At 62.8% G+C, this 17,903-nt stretch carries 19 protein-coding genes; 9 read left to right on the top strand and 10 right to left on the bottom strand.

Annotated features, from left to right (window positions below; genetic code table 11):
• Positions 1 to 74: 74 nt before the first annotated feature.
• Positions 75 to 344 (bottom strand): hypothetical protein, encoded by a 270-nt coding sequence (locus tag ABIE53_RS28010; protein WP_006046744.1) that lies wholly within the window; start codon positions 342 to 344, stop codon positions 75 to 77.
• Positions 345 to 558: 214 nt separating this feature from the next.
• Between ABIE53_RS28010 and ABIE53_RS28005 the strand changes: the two genes are divergently transcribed.
• Entirely contained in the window at positions 559 to 1,380 is an 822-nt protein-coding gene (locus tag ABIE53_RS28005) for a PadR family transcriptional regulator (RefSeq protein WP_192699090.1), read from the top strand.
• Positions 1,381 to 1,427: 47 nt separating this feature from the next.
• On the top strand, positions 1,428 to 2,282 hold the full coding sequence (locus ABIE53_RS28000) for a siderophore-interacting protein (protein ID WP_192699091.1): 855 nt from the start codon (positions 1,428 to 1,430) through the stop codon (positions 2,280 to 2,282).
• Positions 2,283 to 2,450: 168 nt separating this feature from the next.
• Here the strand turns inward: ABIE53_RS28000 and ABIE53_RS27995 are convergent, their stop codons facing one another.
• Positions 2,451 to 2,888 (bottom strand): winged helix-turn-helix transcriptional regulator, encoded by a 438-nt coding sequence (locus ABIE53_RS27995; protein WP_232292199.1) that lies wholly within the window; start codon positions 2,886 to 2,888, stop codon positions 2,451 to 2,453.
• Between the two features lie 96 nt (positions 2,889 to 2,984).
• Between ABIE53_RS27995 and ABIE53_RS27990 the strand changes: the two genes are divergently transcribed.
• The 4 genes from ABIE53_RS27990 (at position 2,985) to ABIE53_RS27975 (ending at position 6,445) form a co-directional block, all read left to right on the top strand.
• Positions 2,985 to 3,869 carry an alpha/beta fold hydrolase gene (locus tag ABIE53_RS27990; protein ID WP_192699092.1) on the top strand — a complete coding sequence of 295 codons (885 nt, stop codon included), beginning with the start codon at positions 2,985 to 2,987 and terminating at the stop codon, positions 3,867 to 3,869.
• A 36-nt stretch (positions 3,870 to 3,905) separates the two neighbouring features.
• Complete coding sequence (locus ABIE53_RS27985) at positions 3,906 to 5,021, top strand: NADH:flavin oxidoreductase (protein ID WP_192699093.1); 1,116 nt, start codon at positions 3,906 to 3,908, stop codon at positions 5,019 to 5,021.
• Between the two features lie 132 nt (positions 5,022 to 5,153).
• Positions 5,154 to 5,768: a hypothetical protein gene (locus ABIE53_RS27980; protein ID WP_114157143.1), complete on the top strand. Its 615-nt coding sequence runs from the start codon at positions 5,154 to 5,156 to the stop codon at positions 5,766 to 5,768.
• A 101-nt stretch (positions 5,769 to 5,869) separates the two neighbouring features.
• Positions 5,870 to 6,445: a DUF308 domain-containing protein gene (locus ABIE53_RS27975; RefSeq protein ID WP_192699094.1), complete on the top strand. Its 576-nt coding sequence runs from the start codon at positions 5,870 to 5,872 to the stop codon at positions 6,443 to 6,445.
• Between the two features lie 92 nt (positions 6,446 to 6,537).
• Here ABIE53_RS27975 and ABIE53_RS27970 read toward each other — a convergent pair whose 3' ends face one another.
• The 5 genes from ABIE53_RS27970 to ABIE53_RS27950 form a co-directional block, all read right to left on the bottom strand.
• A complete protein-coding gene (locus tag ABIE53_RS27970; RefSeq protein WP_053859253.1) occupies positions 6,538 to 7,959 on the bottom strand; it encodes an amidohydrolase family protein in 1,422 nt (473 codons plus the stop codon).
• Between the two features lie 13 nt (positions 7,960 to 7,972).
• Entirely contained in the window at positions 7,973 to 8,821 is an 849-nt protein-coding gene (locus ABIE53_RS27965; RefSeq protein WP_374710209.1) for an ABC transporter permease, read from the bottom strand.
• Between the two features lie 2 nt (positions 8,822 to 8,823).
• The gene (locus ABIE53_RS27960; protein ID WP_029965821.1) at positions 8,824 to 9,621 is read right to left on the bottom strand and encodes an ABC transporter ATP-binding protein; all 798 of its coding nucleotides are present in this window, start codon (positions 9,619 to 9,621) and stop codon (positions 8,824 to 8,826) included.
• Between the two features lie 3 nt (positions 9,622 to 9,624).
• Complete coding sequence (locus tag ABIE53_RS27955) at positions 9,625 to 10,659, bottom strand: Rieske 2Fe-2S domain-containing protein (RefSeq protein WP_114157139.1); 1,035 nt, start codon at positions 10,657 to 10,659, stop codon at positions 9,625 to 9,627.
• A 70-nt stretch (positions 10,660 to 10,729) separates the two neighbouring features.
• Positions 10,730 to 11,701, bottom strand: coding sequence for an ABC transporter substrate-binding protein (locus ABIE53_RS27950; protein ID WP_192699095.1), 972 nt, complete (start codon positions 11,699 to 11,701; stop codon positions 10,730 to 10,732).
• Between the two features lie 552 nt (positions 11,702 to 12,253).
• Here ABIE53_RS27950 and ABIE53_RS27945 point away from each other — a divergent pair.
• From ABIE53_RS27945 to ABIE53_RS27935, 3 genes are all read left to right on the top strand, one after another.
• On the top strand, positions 12,254 to 13,222 hold the full coding sequence (locus tag ABIE53_RS27945; protein ID WP_310074973.1) for a helix-turn-helix domain-containing protein: 969 nt from the start codon (positions 12,254 to 12,256) through the stop codon (positions 13,220 to 13,222).
• A gap of 176 nt (positions 13,223 to 13,398) precedes the next feature.
• A complete protein-coding gene (locus ABIE53_RS27940; RefSeq protein WP_006046730.1) occupies positions 13,399 to 13,995 on the top strand; it encodes a tetratricopeptide repeat protein in 597 nt (198 codons plus the stop codon).
• Positions 13,996 to 14,079: 84 nt separating this feature from the next.
• Positions 14,080 to 14,907 carry a hypothetical protein gene (locus tag ABIE53_RS27935; protein WP_006046729.1) on the top strand — a complete coding sequence of 276 codons (828 nt, stop codon included), beginning with the start codon at positions 14,080 to 14,082 and terminating at the stop codon, positions 14,905 to 14,907.
• An 80-nt stretch (positions 14,908 to 14,987) separates the two neighbouring features.
• Here the strand turns inward: ABIE53_RS27935 and ABIE53_RS27930 are convergent, their stop codons facing one another.
• Genes ABIE53_RS27930 through mmsB form a run of 3 tightly spaced genes read right to left on the bottom strand, consistent with a single transcriptional unit; the run spans position 14,988 to position 17,895 of the window.
• Positions 14,988 to 16,148 carry an enoyl-CoA hydratase/isomerase family protein gene (locus ABIE53_RS27930; protein ID WP_192699096.1) on the bottom strand — a complete coding sequence of 387 codons (1,161 nt, stop codon included), beginning with the start codon at positions 16,146 to 16,148 and terminating at the stop codon, positions 14,988 to 14,990.
• Complete coding sequence (locus ABIE53_RS27925; RefSeq protein WP_192699097.1) at positions 16,145 to 16,963, bottom strand: enoyl-CoA hydratase; 819 nt, start codon at positions 16,961 to 16,963, stop codon at positions 16,145 to 16,147. The genes ABIE53_RS27930 and ABIE53_RS27925 overlap by 4 nt, the downstream gene beginning before the upstream one ends.
• Positions 16,963 to 17,895 (bottom strand): 3-hydroxyisobutyrate dehydrogenase, encoded by a 933-nt coding sequence (mmsB, locus tag ABIE53_RS27920; protein ID WP_192699098.1) that lies wholly within the window; start codon positions 17,893 to 17,895, stop codon positions 16,963 to 16,965. The genes ABIE53_RS27925 and mmsB overlap by 1 nt, the downstream gene beginning before the upstream one ends.
• Positions 17,896 to 17,903 lie beyond the last annotated feature (8 nt).

The following is a 17,903-nucleotide window of genomic DNA, read 5'->3' as shown; positions in this document are numbered from 1 at the left end:
CGAAGACCACCAGATTTTTTGCGCGCAAGGACGGTGCTGCCGACCTTGCGCCGGCCCTTGCGTGCGCAAGTCGCTTACACACCCAGAATCCTGCCGACCGTTTCGTTAAATTCGGCCGTCGCATCAGCGATAGCCTGGTCGGCCTCGTCGTCGAGGTTGTCGACGTTCTCGTCGATCACCTCCTGCAGGCTCAGGTAAGCCGCGATGATGCTGTCCAACTGGTCGCTCGCGGCCCGGGCGTAGACGGCCTCGCCAAGCGCCTCCATGAAATCGCCACGGCTTCCTCCGATCAGGCCATCCGCGTTGTTTTCCAGGTCGTCCTTGAACTGTTCGACGTCTGCCATGCTTTTCTCCAGAAGGTCAGGTGCAGCGTTGCCGGAATGAGCGTTCGCACGCAAGGCGCGCGCCTGGCCGTACAGTCTCGCGACCGTCACGCCAGCGACGCGCGCGGACCTTGTTGCGTCCTTGCATCCCGATAGCGTCCAAAAGAAAGTTTGACAAACCATCTTTAGATATATATCTTACGACACATCTTAAGACATAAATGGAGGACGCAAGATGCGTCATCACCATCGTTTTGACCGCCGTCACGGCGCGGCTCACGCTTCTTTCGACGCCGGCTTCGAGCGCCCCTCGCTCCATGCGCTGTGGCACGCGTTCGCTCATCACCACGCAGTTCGCAGCGAAGACGCCGAGCGCGTCGGCAGCGCGCATCGCTTTTCGCCGTGGGCGTTCTGGCATGCAATCGGACGTCATCACGAGCATCGCGGCGGACGCGGCGGGCGCGGTCCGTTCGGCGGCAGCCCTGGCGGCTTCGGCGGCGAAGGCGATGGCTTTCCGCGCGGCCGCAAGTTCAGTTCCGACGATCTGCAACTGCTGCTGCTCTCGCTGATCGACGCGCAACCGAGCCACGGCTACGAGCTCATCAAGGCGCTGGAAACGCGTTCTAACGGCTTCTATAGCCCGAGCCCCGGCATGGTGTACCCGGCGCTCACGTACCTCGAAGAACTGGGCTACGTCACCGTGCGGCTCGAAGGCAACCGCAAGCGCTACGAACTCGCGCAAGCGGGACGCGAGTACCTCGCGGCCAACCGCGAGCGCGTCGAGTTGATGCTCGCGAAGCTGAGCCACATCGCGCGCAAGATGGACTCGGTGCGCCGCGCGTTTGCCGGTGAAGAACCGGCCGACGTGAGCGAAGGCGGCTGGCTGCCCGAGCTGAACGCCGCGCGCCGCGCGCTGAAAAATGCGCTGCTGCGCCGGGACAACGCATCGGCGGAAGAACAGCGCCGCATCGCCGCGATCCTGATGCGAGCCGCGAAGGAAATCGAAGGCGAACAGGATTCGGGCAGCGGCAAAAGCGGTGATGCGGCCACTGCGTGACATCGACATCGACATCGACACTTCGACCAGACAGGAGTAACAACTCAATGCCGACTCAAGAAAAACGACCCGACCTCGCCGTAGAGCGCGTGCGCCATCCGCTCAGGTTCCGTCTGCTGCAAGTGAAGAAAGTGCAGGCGCTCACGCCGCATCTGATCCGCGTGACCTTCACGGGCGAAGACCTGCACGACTTCGTGTCCGCTTCGTTCGACGATCACATCAAGGTCTTCTTCCCCGAACCGGGCGCCGACAAACCGGTGCTGCCGCAAGCCGGCCCGGACGGTCCCGTGTTCCCCGAAGGACGTCGCCCGACGGCGCGCGATTTCACGCCGCGCCGCTTCGATCGCGACGCGCGCGAACTCGATATCGAATTTGCGATGCACGAAGCCGGTCCCGCGGCAACGTGGGCGGCGCAGGCGAAAGCCGGCCAGTACCTGGGCATCGGCGGGCCGCGCGGCTCGCTCGTGGTTCCCACGGCTTTCGACTGGCACCTGCTGATCGGCGACGACACCGCCCTGCCCGCCATCGCGCGCCGCCTCGAGGAATTGCCGGCCGGCAAGCGCGTGGCCGCGGTGATCGAAGTGGCCGATCCGTCGGCTCGCATCGAATTCAGGACCGACGCCGAACTGCACCTCGTGTGGTGTTATCGAAGCGAACGCGAAAGCGGAAGCGGAAGCGGAAGCGAACACTGCACGCGCGGCGAGGCGTTGCTGCAAGCGGTGCGCGCAACCTATCTGCCGGATGACGGCGAAGGTTATGTGTGGGCCGCGGGCGAATCCGCGACGATCCGCGCGATTCGCTATCACCTGTGCACCGAACGCGGCGTCGACAAGTCGCGGATTCGCGCGGCGAGCTACTGGAAACAGGGCGCCGTGGCCGTGCATGAAACCATCGACGACTAGCCCATCGGCGACTAAAAGACGACCAGGAGACGATCCCGGCACCACGTGCCGGCAAAGACCCGTGCTTTTCTCGACTTCGCGATCGAACGAAAACTGCACTAGAAACAGGTCCCCACTCAACTCGCAACGGCGCCTCAATCATCGAATAAGCGCGCCGATCTTCTCTCCCTATTGCTCTGCCGGCATCTGTTGATCGTAGGCTTTTTGCGCCTGATCGATCTCATGCAAATGCTTGATCGACCATTCATAGACTGCTCCGAACGGAACCTGCAGGGTACGCCCGAGTTCTGTGATCGAGTATTCCACCGCGACCGGCGAAGTATTGAGCACATTCCGCGCGACGAGGCCATTGCGTTCGAGACGCCTCAACGCCTGCGTAAGCGCCTTATGCGTGATTCCTTCCAGCCTGCGCTTGATCTCGTTGAAGCGAGTTGGCTTCCTGGTCAGCAGCGTGAGAATCATCACTGACCACTTGTTCGCCACCTGATCGAAAAACGAGCGTGCGGCGCAATCCGCAAAGAAAACCTCGTCAACCTCGCAAGTCATGTCGGTATCTTCCTGTATATCTGCGCACCTGAAGGTGCGTAATTGACCGTAGATATCCAATGTATAACATGGAGTCCGGTCAACTGCTTGGAGCTCGGCGTCACACAGCCCAGCGAGCCAGGCGTTTGATGTACTCGTGATAAATAAGGATAGCGAATGAAAATGATGGAACACGAACTGTCTCGACGCGACATGTTGAAGGTCGCCGGTGCGGCAGCGATTGCGACCACTCTCGGGAACCATGAAGCCTTTGCTGCAACGAAATCGCCGGCCACACTGTTCGCGACCGAGGTAGGTACGGGAAAGAACGTCATGTTTCTCCACGGCTGGACTTGCGATTCGCATGACTGGAGCTGGCAACTGCCGCTCTTCGAAAGCAGGTATCGCGTCGTCGCTGTCGATCTGCGCGGGCATGGCAGATCGGAGCTGATGCCGCCTGGCGCTTATCGGCCCGCCGACTACGTCGCGGACGTCGAGGCATTTATCGCAACGAGGTATCCCGGACAGAAGTTCATTCTCGTCGGGCATTCGATGGGTGGCCAGATCGCAGCCCGGCTTGCCGCGAAGCGCCCGGATCTGGTCAGCGCGGTGGTGTCCGTCGATGGCGCGCTCGGTTTTTCCGGCGCCGCCGCCGAACTTTTTGCAAAAACCACGCATGATTTGAATGCGGGCGATCCCGGCATCGTGGTCCCGGCCTTGTTCCAGCTTGTCTATGACCGCATCACTGAGCCGGCATTCAAGCGTTGGCACGCGAGGCGCGTCCAGGGCATGCCAGTGCATGTCGTGCGCGAGTCGTTCGGTCCGCTGTTCTTCGGCAACGATCAGGTCGGCATTGGAGAAGCGAGCGCAACGTTGTGCAAGAGCCTTACCGTTCCCTTCTATCAGATGTGCCGCGACCCCGAGCAGGCGAACCGCATGCGCTCCTGGTTCTCGCATTCGAAATCGAAGGTGGATGTATGGACCAACACGGGCCATTGGATCATGCAGGATCGCGCGGACGACGTGAACACCGCGATTACCGCATGGATCGACGCCCTATAGCCAACGGCCTTTGCCAACTCGAATCCGGAGAACCCGATGCCCGATCTCGACATTCTGCTCACCCCTTATCGACTCAATGCCCTCACCGTGCCTAACCGGGTAGTCATGGCTCCGATGACACGGTCTTTCTCCCCAGGCGGCATACCGAGCGCCGACGTCGCCGCGTACTATCGGCGACGTGCGGCGCACGGCGTCGGTCTCATCATCACCGAAGGAACCGGTGTTGGTCGCGCGGCCGCGCTCGACGATCCGGACGTCCCGCGCTTTCATGGCGAGGCGGCGCTGGCCGGCTGGAAGAAAGTGGTCGACGAGGTCCACGCGGCTGGTGGACGCATTGCGCCGCAACTGTGGCACGTGGGACATAAGCCTTCGAATGGAGCGGGCGAGCGGGCGTTGTCCGCTCATCGCTATGAGAGCCCGTCGGGTCTCTCCATAACCGGCGAACGCGTGACTCAGCCGATGAGCGAGTCAGACGTCGCGGACACAATCGACGCATACGCGCGAGCCGCAGCGGATGCAGAGCGGCTCGGCTTCGACGGCGTCGAACTGCACGGCGGGCATGGCTACCTGATCAATCAGTTTTTCTCGGAGGATCTCAACCAGCGCGGCGACCGATATGGCGGAGCGACGCTCGTCGAACGCTCACGCTTCGCTGTGGAAGTGCTGAAGGCGATCAGGGCGGTGGTGACACCGGGGTTTCCAGTGATTCTTCGCCTCTCGCAATGGAAGCCGAAGGACTTCCGCGCACGGCTCGCGGGGACGCCAGCAGTGCTCGAAGAGTGGCTTGGCCTGCTTGTGGATGCCGGTGCGGATGCTTTCCACCTCTCCCAGCCGGCCTACTGGCAGCCCGCGTTTCCCGAAGCCGACGCAAACCTGAACCTGGCCGGCTGGGCGAAAAAAGTCACGGGCGTCACCACCATTACAGTGGGATCGGTGGGACTTGGAAGCGACGTCTACGACTCCTTTGCGGGCAAGGACGCGCAATCCGCTCCGCTGGACGACCTGTTAGCGCGACTGGAACGAGGAGAGTTCGATCTGGTAGCGGTCGGACGCGCGTTGCTAAAGGACGCGGCATGGCTCGAGAAGATCCGGCAAGGGCGCATCGACGAGATTGGGAACTTCACCCCGGACGCTTTCTCGACCTTGGCCTAGGAAACCGCTGATGGCACCGACCCGCAACCCTACGCGATCGGGCGGAGTTGCAGAGGGTCGGTCATCTGACCGATGCCGCCGGAACGAGCAAGATGCGATGCTTACCACCGATCCTAACCAGACGGAGCATCCATGTCATTTCGTTTTCAAGTTGTCGTTTCACTAATCGCGCTGGCGTTCGCCAACGCATCGTTCGCACAGACTTCCGCTGACAAGCCTGAACGGATCAGGGGCACCATTCAGTCGTACTCCGGCGGCGTTCTCCAGGTGCACCGGCGTAGCGGCGAAACGGTCGGCATTGCAGTAGTCGATGCAAGCGGACTGAACGCGGTGAAAGCCATACAGCTTTCCGATATCAAACCCGGCGCCTATGTTGGAGCCGCTGCGATGCCCGGCGCGGACGGCAAGCTGGAAGCGAAGGAAGTTCTGGTATTTCCCGAAGCCGCACGCGGGATGGCAGAGGGCCATTTTGCATGGGACCTCGGCGCTGGCAGCTCGATGACGAACGCCAACGTCGACACCATCGTGCAAGGTACAAGCGGCCGTGACCTGAAGCTCTCGTACAAGGGTGGCACCAACACGGTCACCGTGCCTGCGAACGCACCGGTAGTGACGCTCATTCCCGCGACGCGCGACGAACTGACTGCGGGCAAGCGGGTGTTCGTGGTGGCAACGCACGGCAAGAGCGGTGCGTACAACGCTGTGCAGATCATCGTCGAAAAGGATGGCGTGGCTCCGCCGATGTAAGGCGGTTCGAGCCGCGGTTCGCCCGCCGATTGCGGCGCTCAACCAGCGGCTCGCGCATCGCCGGTCGACGGGTGCGATCGTGACAATCAGGAGAAGTTGCTATGAATGAACGCCAGATGAGTGGCATAGCCGCTCGCGACGAATGGTGGCTCATGCGCTATTACTTCGTTCGGACTGCGTTTTCCGCGCTGTGGGTCGCGCTCGCTTTTTCGGTCGGGCAGCGTTCTCCGGAGGCGACGGCAGTGCTGCTGTTCGTCTATCCCGCGTGGGATGCGCTTGCCAACTACTTCGATATGTCGCGCAGCGGCGGAATGACCGAGGGCCGCACTCAGGCAATCAACGCCGTCATCAGCGTGGCCGCGGCGGTGGCGGTCATCGTGGCCTTGAATGCGCGCATGCACTGGGTGCTCGGCGTCTTCGGGGTGTGGGCGATACTCTCCGGGCTTCTGCAACTCGGCACCGCTGTGCGGCGCTGGAATCGCTTTGCCGCGCAATGGGCGATGGCTCTCAGCGGTGCGCAGTCGGCGCTGGCAGGCGCGTACTTCATCGTGCAGGCTCGCGCGCCCACGCCGCCGGCAATCTCGCGGGTGGCGGCGTATGCCGCGGTGGGCGCGATCTATTTTCTGGTGTCGGCGTTATGGCTGTACGTGCGTCGACTGCGCCGCGAGACCGCGTGACTGTGTCGTCGATCCCCGCATGCTGCCGCCGGCTTCGCGTGATCGACGCGACGGGCCCCGCCGGTTGAGACGCCGCGCGACATGCGCCGGCGTCAGGCCACCTCCGCGATCATCGCCCTGACTTCCCGAGCCGCTTCGCGGCGCAGCGCGCCGAGATCGACATCCGGCAGCACGTCGTTTCGCACGATGCATTGACCCGCGCAGAAGAGCGCGGCGAGTTCGGGGCGCCCGCCCGAAACCACCGGCCCTATCGCCACGTCATGCAGGCCGAAGTAGCGCGGATCGTCGAGCCGGTAGACGGCGATATCCGCTTGCGCGCCCACTTCGATTCTGCCGACGCCTTCGAGCCCGAGCACGCGCGCGCCACCCGCCGTGCCCCAGTGCACGACCTCCTCCACCGACGCCGCATCCGCTCCGCCTTCGAAGCGCCCTCCCCGATATTCGGGCTGTGCCGCCATGCCGCGCCGGGCCCGTTGCGCAAGCCACGCCATGTGGACTTCGGAGATCATGTCGGCGGCTTCGTTGGAGGCCGCGCCATCCACGCCGATCGAAACCGGCACGCCCGCATCCGCCAGTTCACGTACCGGCGCAATACCGCTGCCTAGCCGTCCGTTCGATTGCGGACAATGCGCAATGCCGGTTCCGGTCGCGGCGAGCAGATCGATCTCGCTGGCATCGAGCTTGACCAGATGCGCATACCACACGTCTTCGCCGAGCCAGCCGTGCTCGCGGCAAAACTCGACCGGCGTGAGCCGGTGCATCGCCTGCGCACTGTCCTGATAGTTGACGGTCTCCGAGAGATGGCTGTGCAGACGCAATCCGAGCCTGCGCGCCTCGCCCGCAATCGAGCGCATCTCGGCGGGAGAGACGGAAAACAACACCGTGGTCGGCGCGGCGACCACGCGGCGCATCGAATGCGGCGAGGCGTCGTGAAAACTGGAGGCGAGACGTTGGAGATCGCTCATGAAGGCATCGATCGATTCGGGACGCATCGCGGTGGGCAGCCCGGCTTCGAGCTGACGCGTGCGCGTCGCGCCGCCGCGCAGCAGCACGAAGCGCACGCCGAGCTTTTGCGCTTCCTCGAACAGAATGGCCGAGCTGTCGAACGGCATGTCCGGGTAGTACACGTAGTTGTGGTCCGCGATGGTCGTGCAGCCCGAGCGGACCAACTCAATCATGCCGATGCGCGCAGCGAGCCGGAAGCGCTTTTCGTCGAAGCGGGCGCGATACCGGTATGGCGTAGCCGCGAGCCACGGCGTGAGCGATGCGTTGATGCCCGCCGGGTCGCCCTTCAGCAGCGCCTGAAACAGATGATGATGAGTGTTGACCCACGCGGGATAGACGACGCAGTCAGTGGCGTCGACGATCGCTTCGCCGGGCATAGGGGCAAGCGCGCCGACGGCCCGAATGCGCGTGCCTTCGATACGGATATCCGGGCCGGCCGCGCGCGCCGGTTCGTTTGCGCCGCCGCCCGTCATGATGGCCGCCGCGTTTCGAATCAGAGTAGTCGTCATGCGGTGTCGTTCCTCATAGTTCGCTTTCATGCCAGCCGCGCAAGCCCAGGCGCGAGACCCAGACGGTGATGCCGAACAGCACTACGCCCGTGACGGTAATCAGCATCAGCGCGGCAAAGAGGCGCGGAATGTTCAACTGGAAGCCTGCCTGCAAGATCTGATACGCGAGCCCGGAGCCGGTGCCGCCCGTGCCCGCGACGAATTCCGCCACCACCGCGCCGATCAGCGACAAGCCGCTCGAAATGCGCAGTCCGCCGAAAAAATACGGCAGCGCGCTCGGAACGCGCAGGCGCGTGAGCGTCTGCCAGCGCGTCGCGCGATTGATACGGAACAGGTTGACGAGCCCCGGATTGACGCTGCGCAAACCCAGCGCCGTGTTCGAGATGATCGGAAACAGCGCGACCAGCGTCGCGCAGATCACCAGCGCGAAGGTCGTGTCCTTCACCCAGATAATGATGAGCGGTGCGATGGCGACGATGGGCGTCACCTGCAGCAGGATCGCATACGGAAAAAAGCTCGCCTCGATCAGCGGACTCTGCGCGAACACGAGCGCGATCGCCACGCCGAGCACCGTTGCGAGTGCAAAGGCCAGCAGCGTGATCCTGAGCGTGGCAAACAGCGCGGCGAACAGCATCGGTGCATCGACGACAAGTTGCCGCGCAATGTCATGCGGCGCGGGCACCAGATACACGGGCACGTCGAAGACGGCGCACGCCGCCTCCCACATCGACAGCATCAGCACGCCGACCACCCACGGCGCGAGTGCCTTCATCGCGCCGGGACGCTGCAACAAGGGCCTGCGCCGGTTGACGGCTTTCCGCTCGTTCGCGGCAGCCCGGTTGACAATGGTTTCGCTCGTCATCGTTACGCTCCTTGCAGTTGATGCGCGTCGGAGATCAGATCCGATAGCGTCTTGCAGTGCGCCAGAAACGGCGCGGACACGCGATACGCTTCGTCGCGCGCCTCCTTGCCGTCAATGGGCACGTCGGCGATCACGCGCCCTGGGCGCGCCTGCATCACCACCACGCGGCTCGACAGATACACCGCTTCGTAAATGCTGTGCGTGACGAACACCACCGTCATGCCGCGCGACTGCCAGAGCTTGCGCAGATCGGCATCGAGCTTGTTGCGCGTGAATTCGTCGAGTGCGCCAAACGGTTCGTCGAGGAGCAACAGGTCGGGCTCGGTGACGAGCGCACGCGCCAGCGACGCGCGCATCTGCATGCCGCCCGACAACTCGCGCGGACGCGCATCGCCGAAGCCCGCCAGGCCCACGTTGGCGAGCGCATCGGCCACGCGCGCGTCGGCTTCCTTGCGCGGCACGTGTGACAGATCGAGCGGCAACCGGACGTTCGCGGCAATGCTGGCCCACGGCATCAGCGTGGCTTCCTGGAACACCATCGACATGCGGCGCCCCTTCGTGCGCACCGTGCCGGTCATGGCGAGCGGCTGGCCCCACCAGCGCATGTGGCCGTGCGTGGGGCTTTCGATGCCCGCGAACATCTTGAGCAGCGTGCTCTTGCCGCAGCCCGACGGACCGAGCAGCGAGACGAACTCGCCCGCGCCGATATCGAGCCGCACGTCGGTAAGCGCGGTGGTGCCGTTCGCATAGATCTTGTCGACGCGCTGCACCGAGAGCGCCGGATTGTGCTGTTCGTTCATGGCTCACACCTCCGCATCGATACGAAACACTTCCTTCTCGCCGTGATCTTCCAGCAGCTTGAGCAGCATGCGGCGCATCAGCAGGCCGGGCTGGTCGGAGACCATGTGGCATTCCTGCTGACGGCTCACGTCGATACAGGCGTCGTAATCGGTGGCTTCGAGAATCTCGCGGTCTTCGTCGGTGATCGGGCGGTCCCAGTCGATCAGCGCCTGTGTCGAGCATTGCTCTTCGGTGTCGTTGCGATAGAGCCATTGCACGAGCATCATCGTTTTATCGTCGATGGGCGTCGCGCAGTTATAGATGATGTGGTGAATCCCACTCGCCGGATACATGCAGCCGAAGCGCCGCGCGAAGGGCATGAACCAGCGGTTCACGAGATGCCGCTCGGTGATGTCGTCGGTCGTGCCGGTAATGCGAAAGCTCGCCTGCGGATTGCGGATAGGCACGCGCGTCTCCGCTTCGAAGCCCCATTCGCCTGGACGGAATTCGTATTTCGACGGCCTGGGCTGATCGAACAGCCCGAAGTTCGACTTATGCACGAAGCTAAAATGCGCGTTGTCGAACGAGTTCTCCATCATGCGCAAGGGGCTCGTGTTCCACTGCTCGTAGAACTGCAAAATGCGGCGGTAACCGGGCGCGGTCTCTTCCGGAAACTCGGGAATGGGCTGCAGCGGCTCGTCAAGCGCGACCCACGCATAACCGTAGCGTTCCTCGCAACGGTACGACTGCACGACGGCACGCGAGGGAATCTCGCCCGCGCCGTTCTGCGGAATCTTCACGCACTGGCCGGTGCAGTCATAGGTCCAGCCGTGATAGCCACAGGCGATGTTGCCGTCCGAATCCACGAAGCCCTTGGAGAGCTTCGCCGTGCGATGGCAGCAGCGGTCGCGCAAGGCGTGCGGCTTGCCGCCCGCTCCTTTCCACAGCACGATGTTTTCGCCGAGCAGCGTGAACGGCTTGGGGCCATCGTCGAGATGAGACATGGGAACCACTGCGTACCAGAAGCGGCGCAGCACTTTTTGACGGGTGACCAGCATAATGTTGTTCCTCGATTTGTGTGGGCGCTTTGCCGGATGTGCTTGAGACATCACCTTCAAGGCATCACCTTCAAGGCATCACCTTCGCGTTCTGCACATACTTCAGCGTGTAGGCGCTTTTATAGTCCGTGCCCGGCTTGAGCAGCTTCGCTGACACCATGTAGTCATAGGTCTTCTTCCAGCGGGCATCGGTCATCGCGCCGATGCCGAGCGTGGCCGCATCGCCGCCGGTCACGAGCTTGAGCGTCTTCAGTTGCGCGACGCCGAACGCGAGCTGCGCATCGGTCATCTCCGGGTTGTCCTTTCTGATGAGCTCGTTGCCCGGCGCAGGATTGGACAGATAGCTCTTCCACCCTTCCATCGAAGCCTTCACGAAACGCGCGACCACGTCCGGCTTCGCGTCGATGCTCTTCTTCATGCCGACGATGGTCGTGTTGTAGGGCGGATAGCCGTCGTCGGCGAACAGGAAAAAGTGCGTCTTGACGTTGGCGCGTTCCGCCTGAAACGGTTCGGAAGACGGATAAGCCTGCATCGCGACGTTCCTGTCGACAAAGAACGGTTGCAGGTTGAAGGTGTAAGGACGCGTCTGGCCGTCGGTGTAGCCGTACTTTTCCTTGAGCCACGGCCACCACGAGGTGCGGCCCGAGCCGGCGACCAGGATCGTCTTGCCCTTGAGGTCGCCGAGGCTCTTCACGTCGTCGTGTGTGAGCATGCCTTGCGGGTCGAACTGGAACGAAGCGGCGACGGTCTCGACAGGAATGCCTGCCTCGATCGAGGACAGCACCTGAAAGTCATAGCCGAGGATGAAATCCGCCTGCCCGCCCACCAGCAGTTGCATGCCGTTGACCTGCGGGCCGCCCATCCTGATGGTGACGTCGAGTCCGGCTCTCTTGTAGAGGCCGGTGGCGACAGCCTGATAGAAGCCGCCGTGCTCGGCCTGCGCGTACCAGCTTGTGAGGACGGTGATGTGGTCGTCGGCGTGAGCGGCAAGCGCGGCGAGACCGAGAACAGCGGTGCAAAACAGGCGACGAATGAAACGCATGAATGGCTCCCGAATGAGGACATTGGAAGACCATGAGGACGTTCGAAAGTCAGGGGCGATACTGCGTGTCCTGTCGTTGAAATCGGGCGATTTCATTCGAACGCCGACACAGTCGACGTGGGTGCGCGATGCACCCCAGGAGCAATGCCCCACGCCGAAGCGAACCGTTCGCCCGGCGCTAGCCGCTTATACTCCGCACGACGGTTATGCGAGAAGCGTGCCAGGCGATCGAGGCCATGAAATGTGGGCTTACGCCTGGCCGAATGCATGGCCGCATGCGTCGTCGCGGGGCATTCGCGCCCCGCGATCGCGCACGACAGCACCGTGAGCGTGGATTTAATCGGGACTCACGCAAAACATTAATAGGCGCTTAGACGAATCACACCTCTTCTCCATATAAGGCATGATTGTCGAAAACGCGTGCAACACTGAATCAAAAGATCCGGCAATATGACCCTTCACTCCCGGAGTTCGAGATTGAATCCATATTTCTATCGCTTTTGTACTGAACCGTACCCGAATGAGCAACGATTTGAAGTATGGCGTGACGAGGTGAACGCGATATTCGACGTCGATATCGAAAAGTCGGTTTCTTCCAGTTTCAATTACGATCTTTCCACCGGCTATATCGGCTCTCTATTGATGGGTTGCGGCACCTGGGCCGGACAGCAGGAACCGGTCGCCTATGGCGTAAAGCGGTCAGCGCAAATGATCCGCAGGGACGGCCTCGATCATTTTTATCTCTGCCTCGGCATTACTCATTCTCTATCCGGATATGCGGCTCGCACGCCGATCGAAGCAGAGCCGTCGAAAATCTATGTACTCGATCTGGCCCGCGAACTCGATTCGGAAATCGTAGCCGGTGACACGGTTATTCTGACGATCGCCCGCGATCTGCTCGAGCCGCGCATCCGCTCGGCGAATCTGCATGGCGCCGTGCTGCAAGGCCCGATGAGCGCCTTGCTCGGCGACCACATGATTTCGCTGCGGCGCCAGTTGCCGTACCTGTCGCCCGCCGACATGCCCTATATCGAGCAGGCGACACTGGCGATGGTCTCGGCGGCGCTGGCGCCATCGGCTCAAACGCTCGCCGATGCCGAAAACGAGATCAACCACGCGCTGCTGGTCCGCGTGCGCCGTTATATCGATGCGAATCTGACGGCCGCGCAGCTTTCTCCGCAGCAGATCTGCCGCGACGTGGGCATTTCGCGCGCTCATCTGTACCGGCTGTTCGCGCGCGAGTCGGGCGTCGCCGCGTATATCCAGCAGCGCAGGCTGGCAAAAATCCGCGAGATACTGGAAAGCCCGAAGGGCCGGAAACAGCGGCTTTCCACGCTGGCGTTCCAGTACGGTTTCAAGAGCGAGTCGCACTTCAGCCGTAGCTTTCGCCAGGCGTTCGGCTGCTCGCCGAGCGACGCCCGCGAGCGGGGCGCAGCGGAACCTGCGCAGCCAGCCGCGTCTCGCCGCGGCGGCCACTCGCCAGGCTCGCTGCGCGACGTGCTGGACAAGCTCGACAAGTGAACATGCACTGAGACGCACACACAAGTAATAGAGACGCTCAGGCAAAAGCGCGCAACGCGCAACTGCTACTATTTTTCCGCCTGTCTTAGTTATGAAGATACGCGTCAGGAAAACCCAACGCTAACCTCGGCTTGCGTTTCCTGGCGCGATTTCACAATCAGAACCGGGGATCACAAATGGGGTATCGCCAATTGGCGCCATCGGCCGTCCTCATTCTGGCGGCCTGTGCGCATGATCAGTCGGCGAGTCAGTTCGTGCGCATTTGCGACGACAGTGGATGTGCCGAGCGGCCAAAAAGTCAGATTGCCTTAGACGCTTCGCGCAACGGCCACGATTCGGCCGAAACAGATTCGGACCGGCGCATCGCCGCGCTGGTAAAAGCCGGGGAGACCAACCCGCGTGCAGCTTACGACCTGGGCCTGCGTTATTTTCGCGGCGACGGCGTGCGTCAGGACAGTTATCAGGCGCTCAAATGGATGCGCAAGGCGGCCGAAGGCGGCGACCTGCAAGCACAGAAAGCACTGGGCCGTTTTTATCTGTTCGGTCTCGAAGAGATGGGACCCGATCCTCGTGAGGCCGAGAAGTGGCTGATGATCGCATCGGAACGCGGCGATAAGGAGTCGGGAAAACTACTCGCGCAAGCGCGAGCGGCCAAGCAATCCGATCAGGATTACTACCGGTGGCAGACAGAGGCGCGTGCGCTTTACGGCAACTGGTATGCCGATTATCCCTACCAGGGCTATTGGCAAGGCCGGGGCTGGTACTGGTATTGACGCATCTGGAAAAGAACATATCCGCTCGGCCATCTCATTGATATTCCGTCAACTGCATCACGCATCCTCCAAGAAGATCAAAACATGAAGCTCAATTCGACATATCGGAGCGCCAAGGGCGTCTTCTCGATCATTTTGATCGGATCTCTAAGCGCCTGCGGGGGCATGGTATCCACTGGCGGACAAAGCGCGGGTGTCTCCGGTGCAGCCGGTGGCTCGACAAGCGCGGGCGCCGACGAAACGCTCGAGCGCTGCAAGGCGCCGCTCGGCACGATTGCGGTCGACGACGGACGCAATGCAGACTGGTTCGGTCCATTCGGCAGCGCGACTCAGGTCACGACGATCGAACCGCTGCTGCGTCTTGCAGTACAGCAATCGAACTGTTTTGTGATCACGTCGATTGGCAATCAGAAGACCGATGCACGGCTGTCGCGCATCACGGGTTTGCAGCGCAATTCCGGCGAGTACCGCGCCGGATCGAAACAGCAGAAAGGTCAACGGGTCGCGGCAGACTACTACATGGAACCGCAGATCATTATCAACGACTCGGCGATTGGCGGCGTCAGCGGCGTGCTGGGCGGGTTGATCGGCGGCAATGCGTTGGGCAAGATCGCGGGCGGCATGCAGTCGAAGGCGTCGGTGGTCACGCTGACGCTCTTCGATGTGCGTTCGGCGCTGCAAATATCGGCGGCCGAAGGCAACTCGACCGCGACCAACTATGGCGCGGCGTTGGCCGGCCTCGGCGGCGGCGCAGGAGGCGGACTGAGCGGATTCTCAAGGACGCCGGAAGGCAAGGCGACGGTCGCGGCGTTCATCGACGCATACAACAAGATGGTCGTCGCGCTCCGTAGCTACAAGGCGCAGGACGTCAAGGGCGGCCTGGGAAGAGGCGGACAGTTGCAGGTGAACTGATCGCGTTTTCCGTTCCGTGATGCCGCGTTGGCCGCCGCGGTCATCGCGGCTCATGGTTGGTCGTGAATCTGGCTGGTGCATCAATTCGTATCGACACCCAGATCGCCCAGCGGATGCGCCTCCCGCTTCCACGGCGAAGTCAGAAAATGCCTGACCCGCTCGGGCCGCACTTCGGCGAGCGTGGCCGGCGCCCAGCGTCCCTTGCGGTCCTTGTCGATCAACTGCGCGCGCACGCCTTCGCAGAAATCGCCCTCCTCGATCGCGCGTTTGACGATTCCGAGCTCCATCCGGAAGCATTCGGCGAGTGTCATCTGCCGGCCGCGCAACAACGCCTCGCGCGTCACGTAAAGCATGGTCGGCGAGTGCGCGACGAGCGCATCGTAGGTGGATTGCAGCCATTGCTTCACTTCACGCGGCAAGTCGCGTTCGAGATCGTGCCGCAACGTCGCGACGATTCTGTCGACGGCCGAACGCCGGTCGAAATGCCGTAGAACCTGCGGCGTCAACTGCGCCAACGCGGCGTGCGGCACGATGTTGCAGGGCGGCTCGAACACGCCGCGCAATGCGCTCATCAGATCGCCGTCATGCGGCATGCGCCGCAAGCGCTCTTCGAAAGAAGCGAGCCAGTCGGCCGGCACGCACAGATCGGCGAGTTGCAGCCGCAACGCATCGGCGCCGGACAGCGTCGCGCCCGTGAGGCCGACATACAGTTCCAGTTCCGCGGACATCGCGGCGAGAAAGCGCGTCGCGCCAACGTCGGGCAGAAAGCCGATGCGCGTCTCCGGCATCGCGATCTTGCTGCGCTCGGTGACGATGCGCAGCCGCGCCGCCTGGCCGAGCCCCATGCCGCCGCCCATCGCAATGCCGTCGAGCAGCGCGACGACCGGCTTCGTAAAAGTATGCAGCGCGTAATCGAGCCGGTATTCGTCGATGAAAAATGCAAGCCAGCGGTTGTCGCCGTTCTTCGCGAGCCGATGCACCTCGCGCACATCGCCGCCCGCACAAAAGCCCTTGTTTCCCGCACCTTTCAGCACGAGCGCGACGATGCCGTCGTCGTTGCGGCAATGTTCGACCAGCATCGCAAGCTCGCGAATCATCGCGTGCGATAGCGCATTCAGCGCAGCGGGCCGGTTTAGCGTGATGATCGCGACGCGGTTGACGACGCGAAAGAGGATCTCGCGTTCCGGCTCTGCGCCGGCTTCGGATGCGAATTCTGATGCGACGCTTTGCAAGGCGCTCATCGTTGCGTCTCCTCGTTTGCGCGGGCGGCATCTACGCTTTGCATGACCTCCCAGCGCGGCGCGCGTTTTTCGAGGAACGCATTGACGCCTTCGCGCTGATCGGCTCCGTCGAACAGATCGACGAAACGTTCGCGCTCCAGCGCGAGCGCAGCCGAACGCGGCACGCCGTTGCGCGCCTGATGAATCAGCGTCTTGCTGAAGCCGACCGCCTGCGGGCTCAGCCCTGCGACGCGCGCCGCCATAATCAGCGCGGCCTCGCGCGCAGCGCCCTTTTCCACGACCTCTTCGACGAGACCGATGCGCAACGCGGTCGCCGCGTCGACGCGTTCGCCGGTGAGAATCATGCGCTTCGCCCAGCCTTCGCCGACGAGCCACGGCAGCGTCTGCGTGCCGCAACCGCAGGGCAGCAAGCCGACCGCGGTCTCGGGCAGCGCCATCACCGCGTGATGTTCGGCGATACGGATGTCGCAAGCGAGCGCGCATTCGAGCCCGCCGCCCATCGCATAACCGTTGATCGCGGCGATCACCACGGGCCGCGCATTCTGCAACGTTTCGAAGGCGGCGCCGAAGCGGGCCGCCGCGACACGCGCCACGTCGCGATTGCCGTCGGCGAAGGTGTTGAGATCGGCGCCCGCGCTGAAGAACTTCGGGCCCTCGCCCGTGATGACGATCGCACGAACGCGCGCGTCGCCGTTCAGACGCTCCACGGTCTGCTGCAATTGCAGCAAGCCTTCGGGCGTGAACGCATTCGCAGGCGGGCGCTTGAGCGTGAGTTGCGCGACGGTTCCGTTGTGCGCGTAATCGAGTTCGATCATTACGCGTCTCCCTTCGTGCTGTCGTTGCCGCTGCCGTTGTCACTCAAGCTCCCTTGACGATAAAGCTTGATGACCGCCGAAAAGTCCAGACGTCCCGCGCCTTTTGCGCTCATCGTTTGATAAAGCTGCTGCGCGAGCGCGCCGAGATAGACGGGTTGACGCGCGAATTTGGCCGCATCCGTCGCGAGGCCGAGATCCTTCAGCATGAGATCCGTGCCGAAACCGCCGCTGTATCCACGCGAGGACGGCGCGCTGTCGATCACGCCCGGCATCGGGTTATACGTGTCCGAACTCCAGCAGCGCCCCGTCGACGTATTGACGATGCCGGCAAGCACCTTCACGTCGATGCCGAGCGCTTCGCCGAGCGACATGGCCTCGGCCACGCCCGCCATCGTGACGCCGAGCACGAGGTTGTTGCAGATCTTCGCGACCTGGCCCGTGCCCGTGTCGCCGCAATGCACGATGTTTTTGCCCATCGCCGACAGTACCCGCTTCACCGCTTCATACGCGCTCGCGCTGCCGCCGACCATGAAGGTCAGCGTGCCCGCGGCCGCGCCGCCGGTCCCGCCGGACACGGGTGCATCGACAAACGTATTGCCGTGCTGCCCCGCGAGTTCCGCGAACGCTTTCACGCTGGCGGGATCGATCGTGCTCGAATCGACGATGGTCACGCCTTTGGGAACGCCCGCGAGCACGCCGTCGTCAGCCGTCAGCACACTGCGCACATGCGCTGCCGCGGGCAGCATCGTGATCACGCATTCGACATCGGCGACCGCCGCTTTCGGCGAAGCGGCCGCCTTAGCACCCGCATCGACAAGCGCCTGCACGGCTTGTGCATTCAGGTCGAAAACGTTGACCGCATGGCCCGCCTTCAAGAGGTTGTGCGCCATCGGCGCGCCCATGTTGCCGAGTCCGATAAAGCCTATTTTCATGATGCCGT

It is taken from the genome of Paraburkholderia sp. OAS925 (genome assembly GCF_040543975.1).
GTDB lineage: Bacteria > Pseudomonadota > Gammaproteobacteria > Burkholderiales > Burkholderiaceae > Paraburkholderia > Paraburkholderia graminis.
The sequence above is the reverse complement of the archived record's forward strand: the minus strand, read 5'-3'. Positions and strand labels throughout refer to the sequence as shown.

Coding starts and splice junctions, on each gene's coding strand:
- ABIE53_RS28010 (WP_006046744.1), bottom strand. CDS start 344: ATGGCAGACGTCGAACAGTTCAAGGACGACCTGGAAAACAACGCGGAT.
- ABIE53_RS28005 (WP_192699090.1), top strand. CDS start 559: ATGCGTCATCACCATCGTTTTGACCGCCGTCACGGCGCGGCTCACGCT.
- ABIE53_RS28000 (WP_192699091.1), top strand. CDS start 1,428: ATGCCGACTCAAGAAAAACGACCCGACCTCGCCGTAGAGCGCGTGCGC.
- ABIE53_RS27990 (WP_192699092.1), top strand. CDS start 2,985: ATGAAAATGATGGAACACGAACTGTCTCGACGCGACATGTTGAAGGTC.
- ABIE53_RS27985 (WP_192699093.1), top strand. CDS start 3,906: ATGCCCGATCTCGACATTCTGCTCACCCCTTATCGACTCAATGCCCTC.
- ABIE53_RS27980 (WP_114157143.1), top strand. CDS start 5,154: ATGTCATTTCGTTTTCAAGTTGTCGTTTCACTAATCGCGCTGGCGTTC.
- ABIE53_RS27975 (WP_192699094.1), top strand. CDS start 5,870: ATGAATGAACGCCAGATGAGTGGCATAGCCGCTCGCGACGAATGGTGG.
- ABIE53_RS27970 (WP_053859253.1), bottom strand. CDS start 7,959: ATGACGACTACTCTGATTCGAAACGCGGCGGCCATCATGACGGGCGGC.
- ABIE53_RS27965 (WP_374710209.1), bottom strand. CDS start 8,821: ATGACGAGCGAAACCATTGTCAACCGGGCTGCCGCGAACGAGCGGAAA.
- ABIE53_RS27960 (WP_029965821.1), bottom strand. CDS start 9,621: ATGAACGAACAGCACAATCCGGCGCTCTCGGTGCAGCGCGTCGACAAG.
- ABIE53_RS27955 (WP_114157139.1), bottom strand. CDS start 10,659: ATGCTGGTCACCCGTCAAAAAGTGCTGCGCCGCTTCTGGTACGCAGTG.
- ABIE53_RS27950 (WP_192699095.1), bottom strand. CDS start 11,701: ATGCGTTTCATTCGTCGCCTGTTTTGCACCGCTGTTCTCGGTCTCGCC.
- ABIE53_RS27940 (WP_006046730.1), top strand. CDS start 13,399: ATGGGGTATCGCCAATTGGCGCCATCGGCCGTCCTCATTCTGGCGGCC.
- ABIE53_RS27935 (WP_006046729.1), top strand. CDS start 14,080: ATGAAGCTCAATTCGACATATCGGAGCGCCAAGGGCGTCTTCTCGATC.
- ABIE53_RS27930 (WP_192699096.1), bottom strand. CDS start 16,148: ATGAGCGCCTTGCAAAGCGTCGCATCAGAATTCGCATCCGAAGCCGGC.
- ABIE53_RS27925 (WP_192699097.1), bottom strand. CDS start 16,963: ATGATCGAACTCGATTACGCGCACAACGGAACCGTCGCGCAACTCACG.
- mmsB (WP_192699098.1), bottom strand. CDS start 17,895: ATGAAAATAGGCTTTATCGGACTCGGCAACATGGGCGCGCCGATGGCG.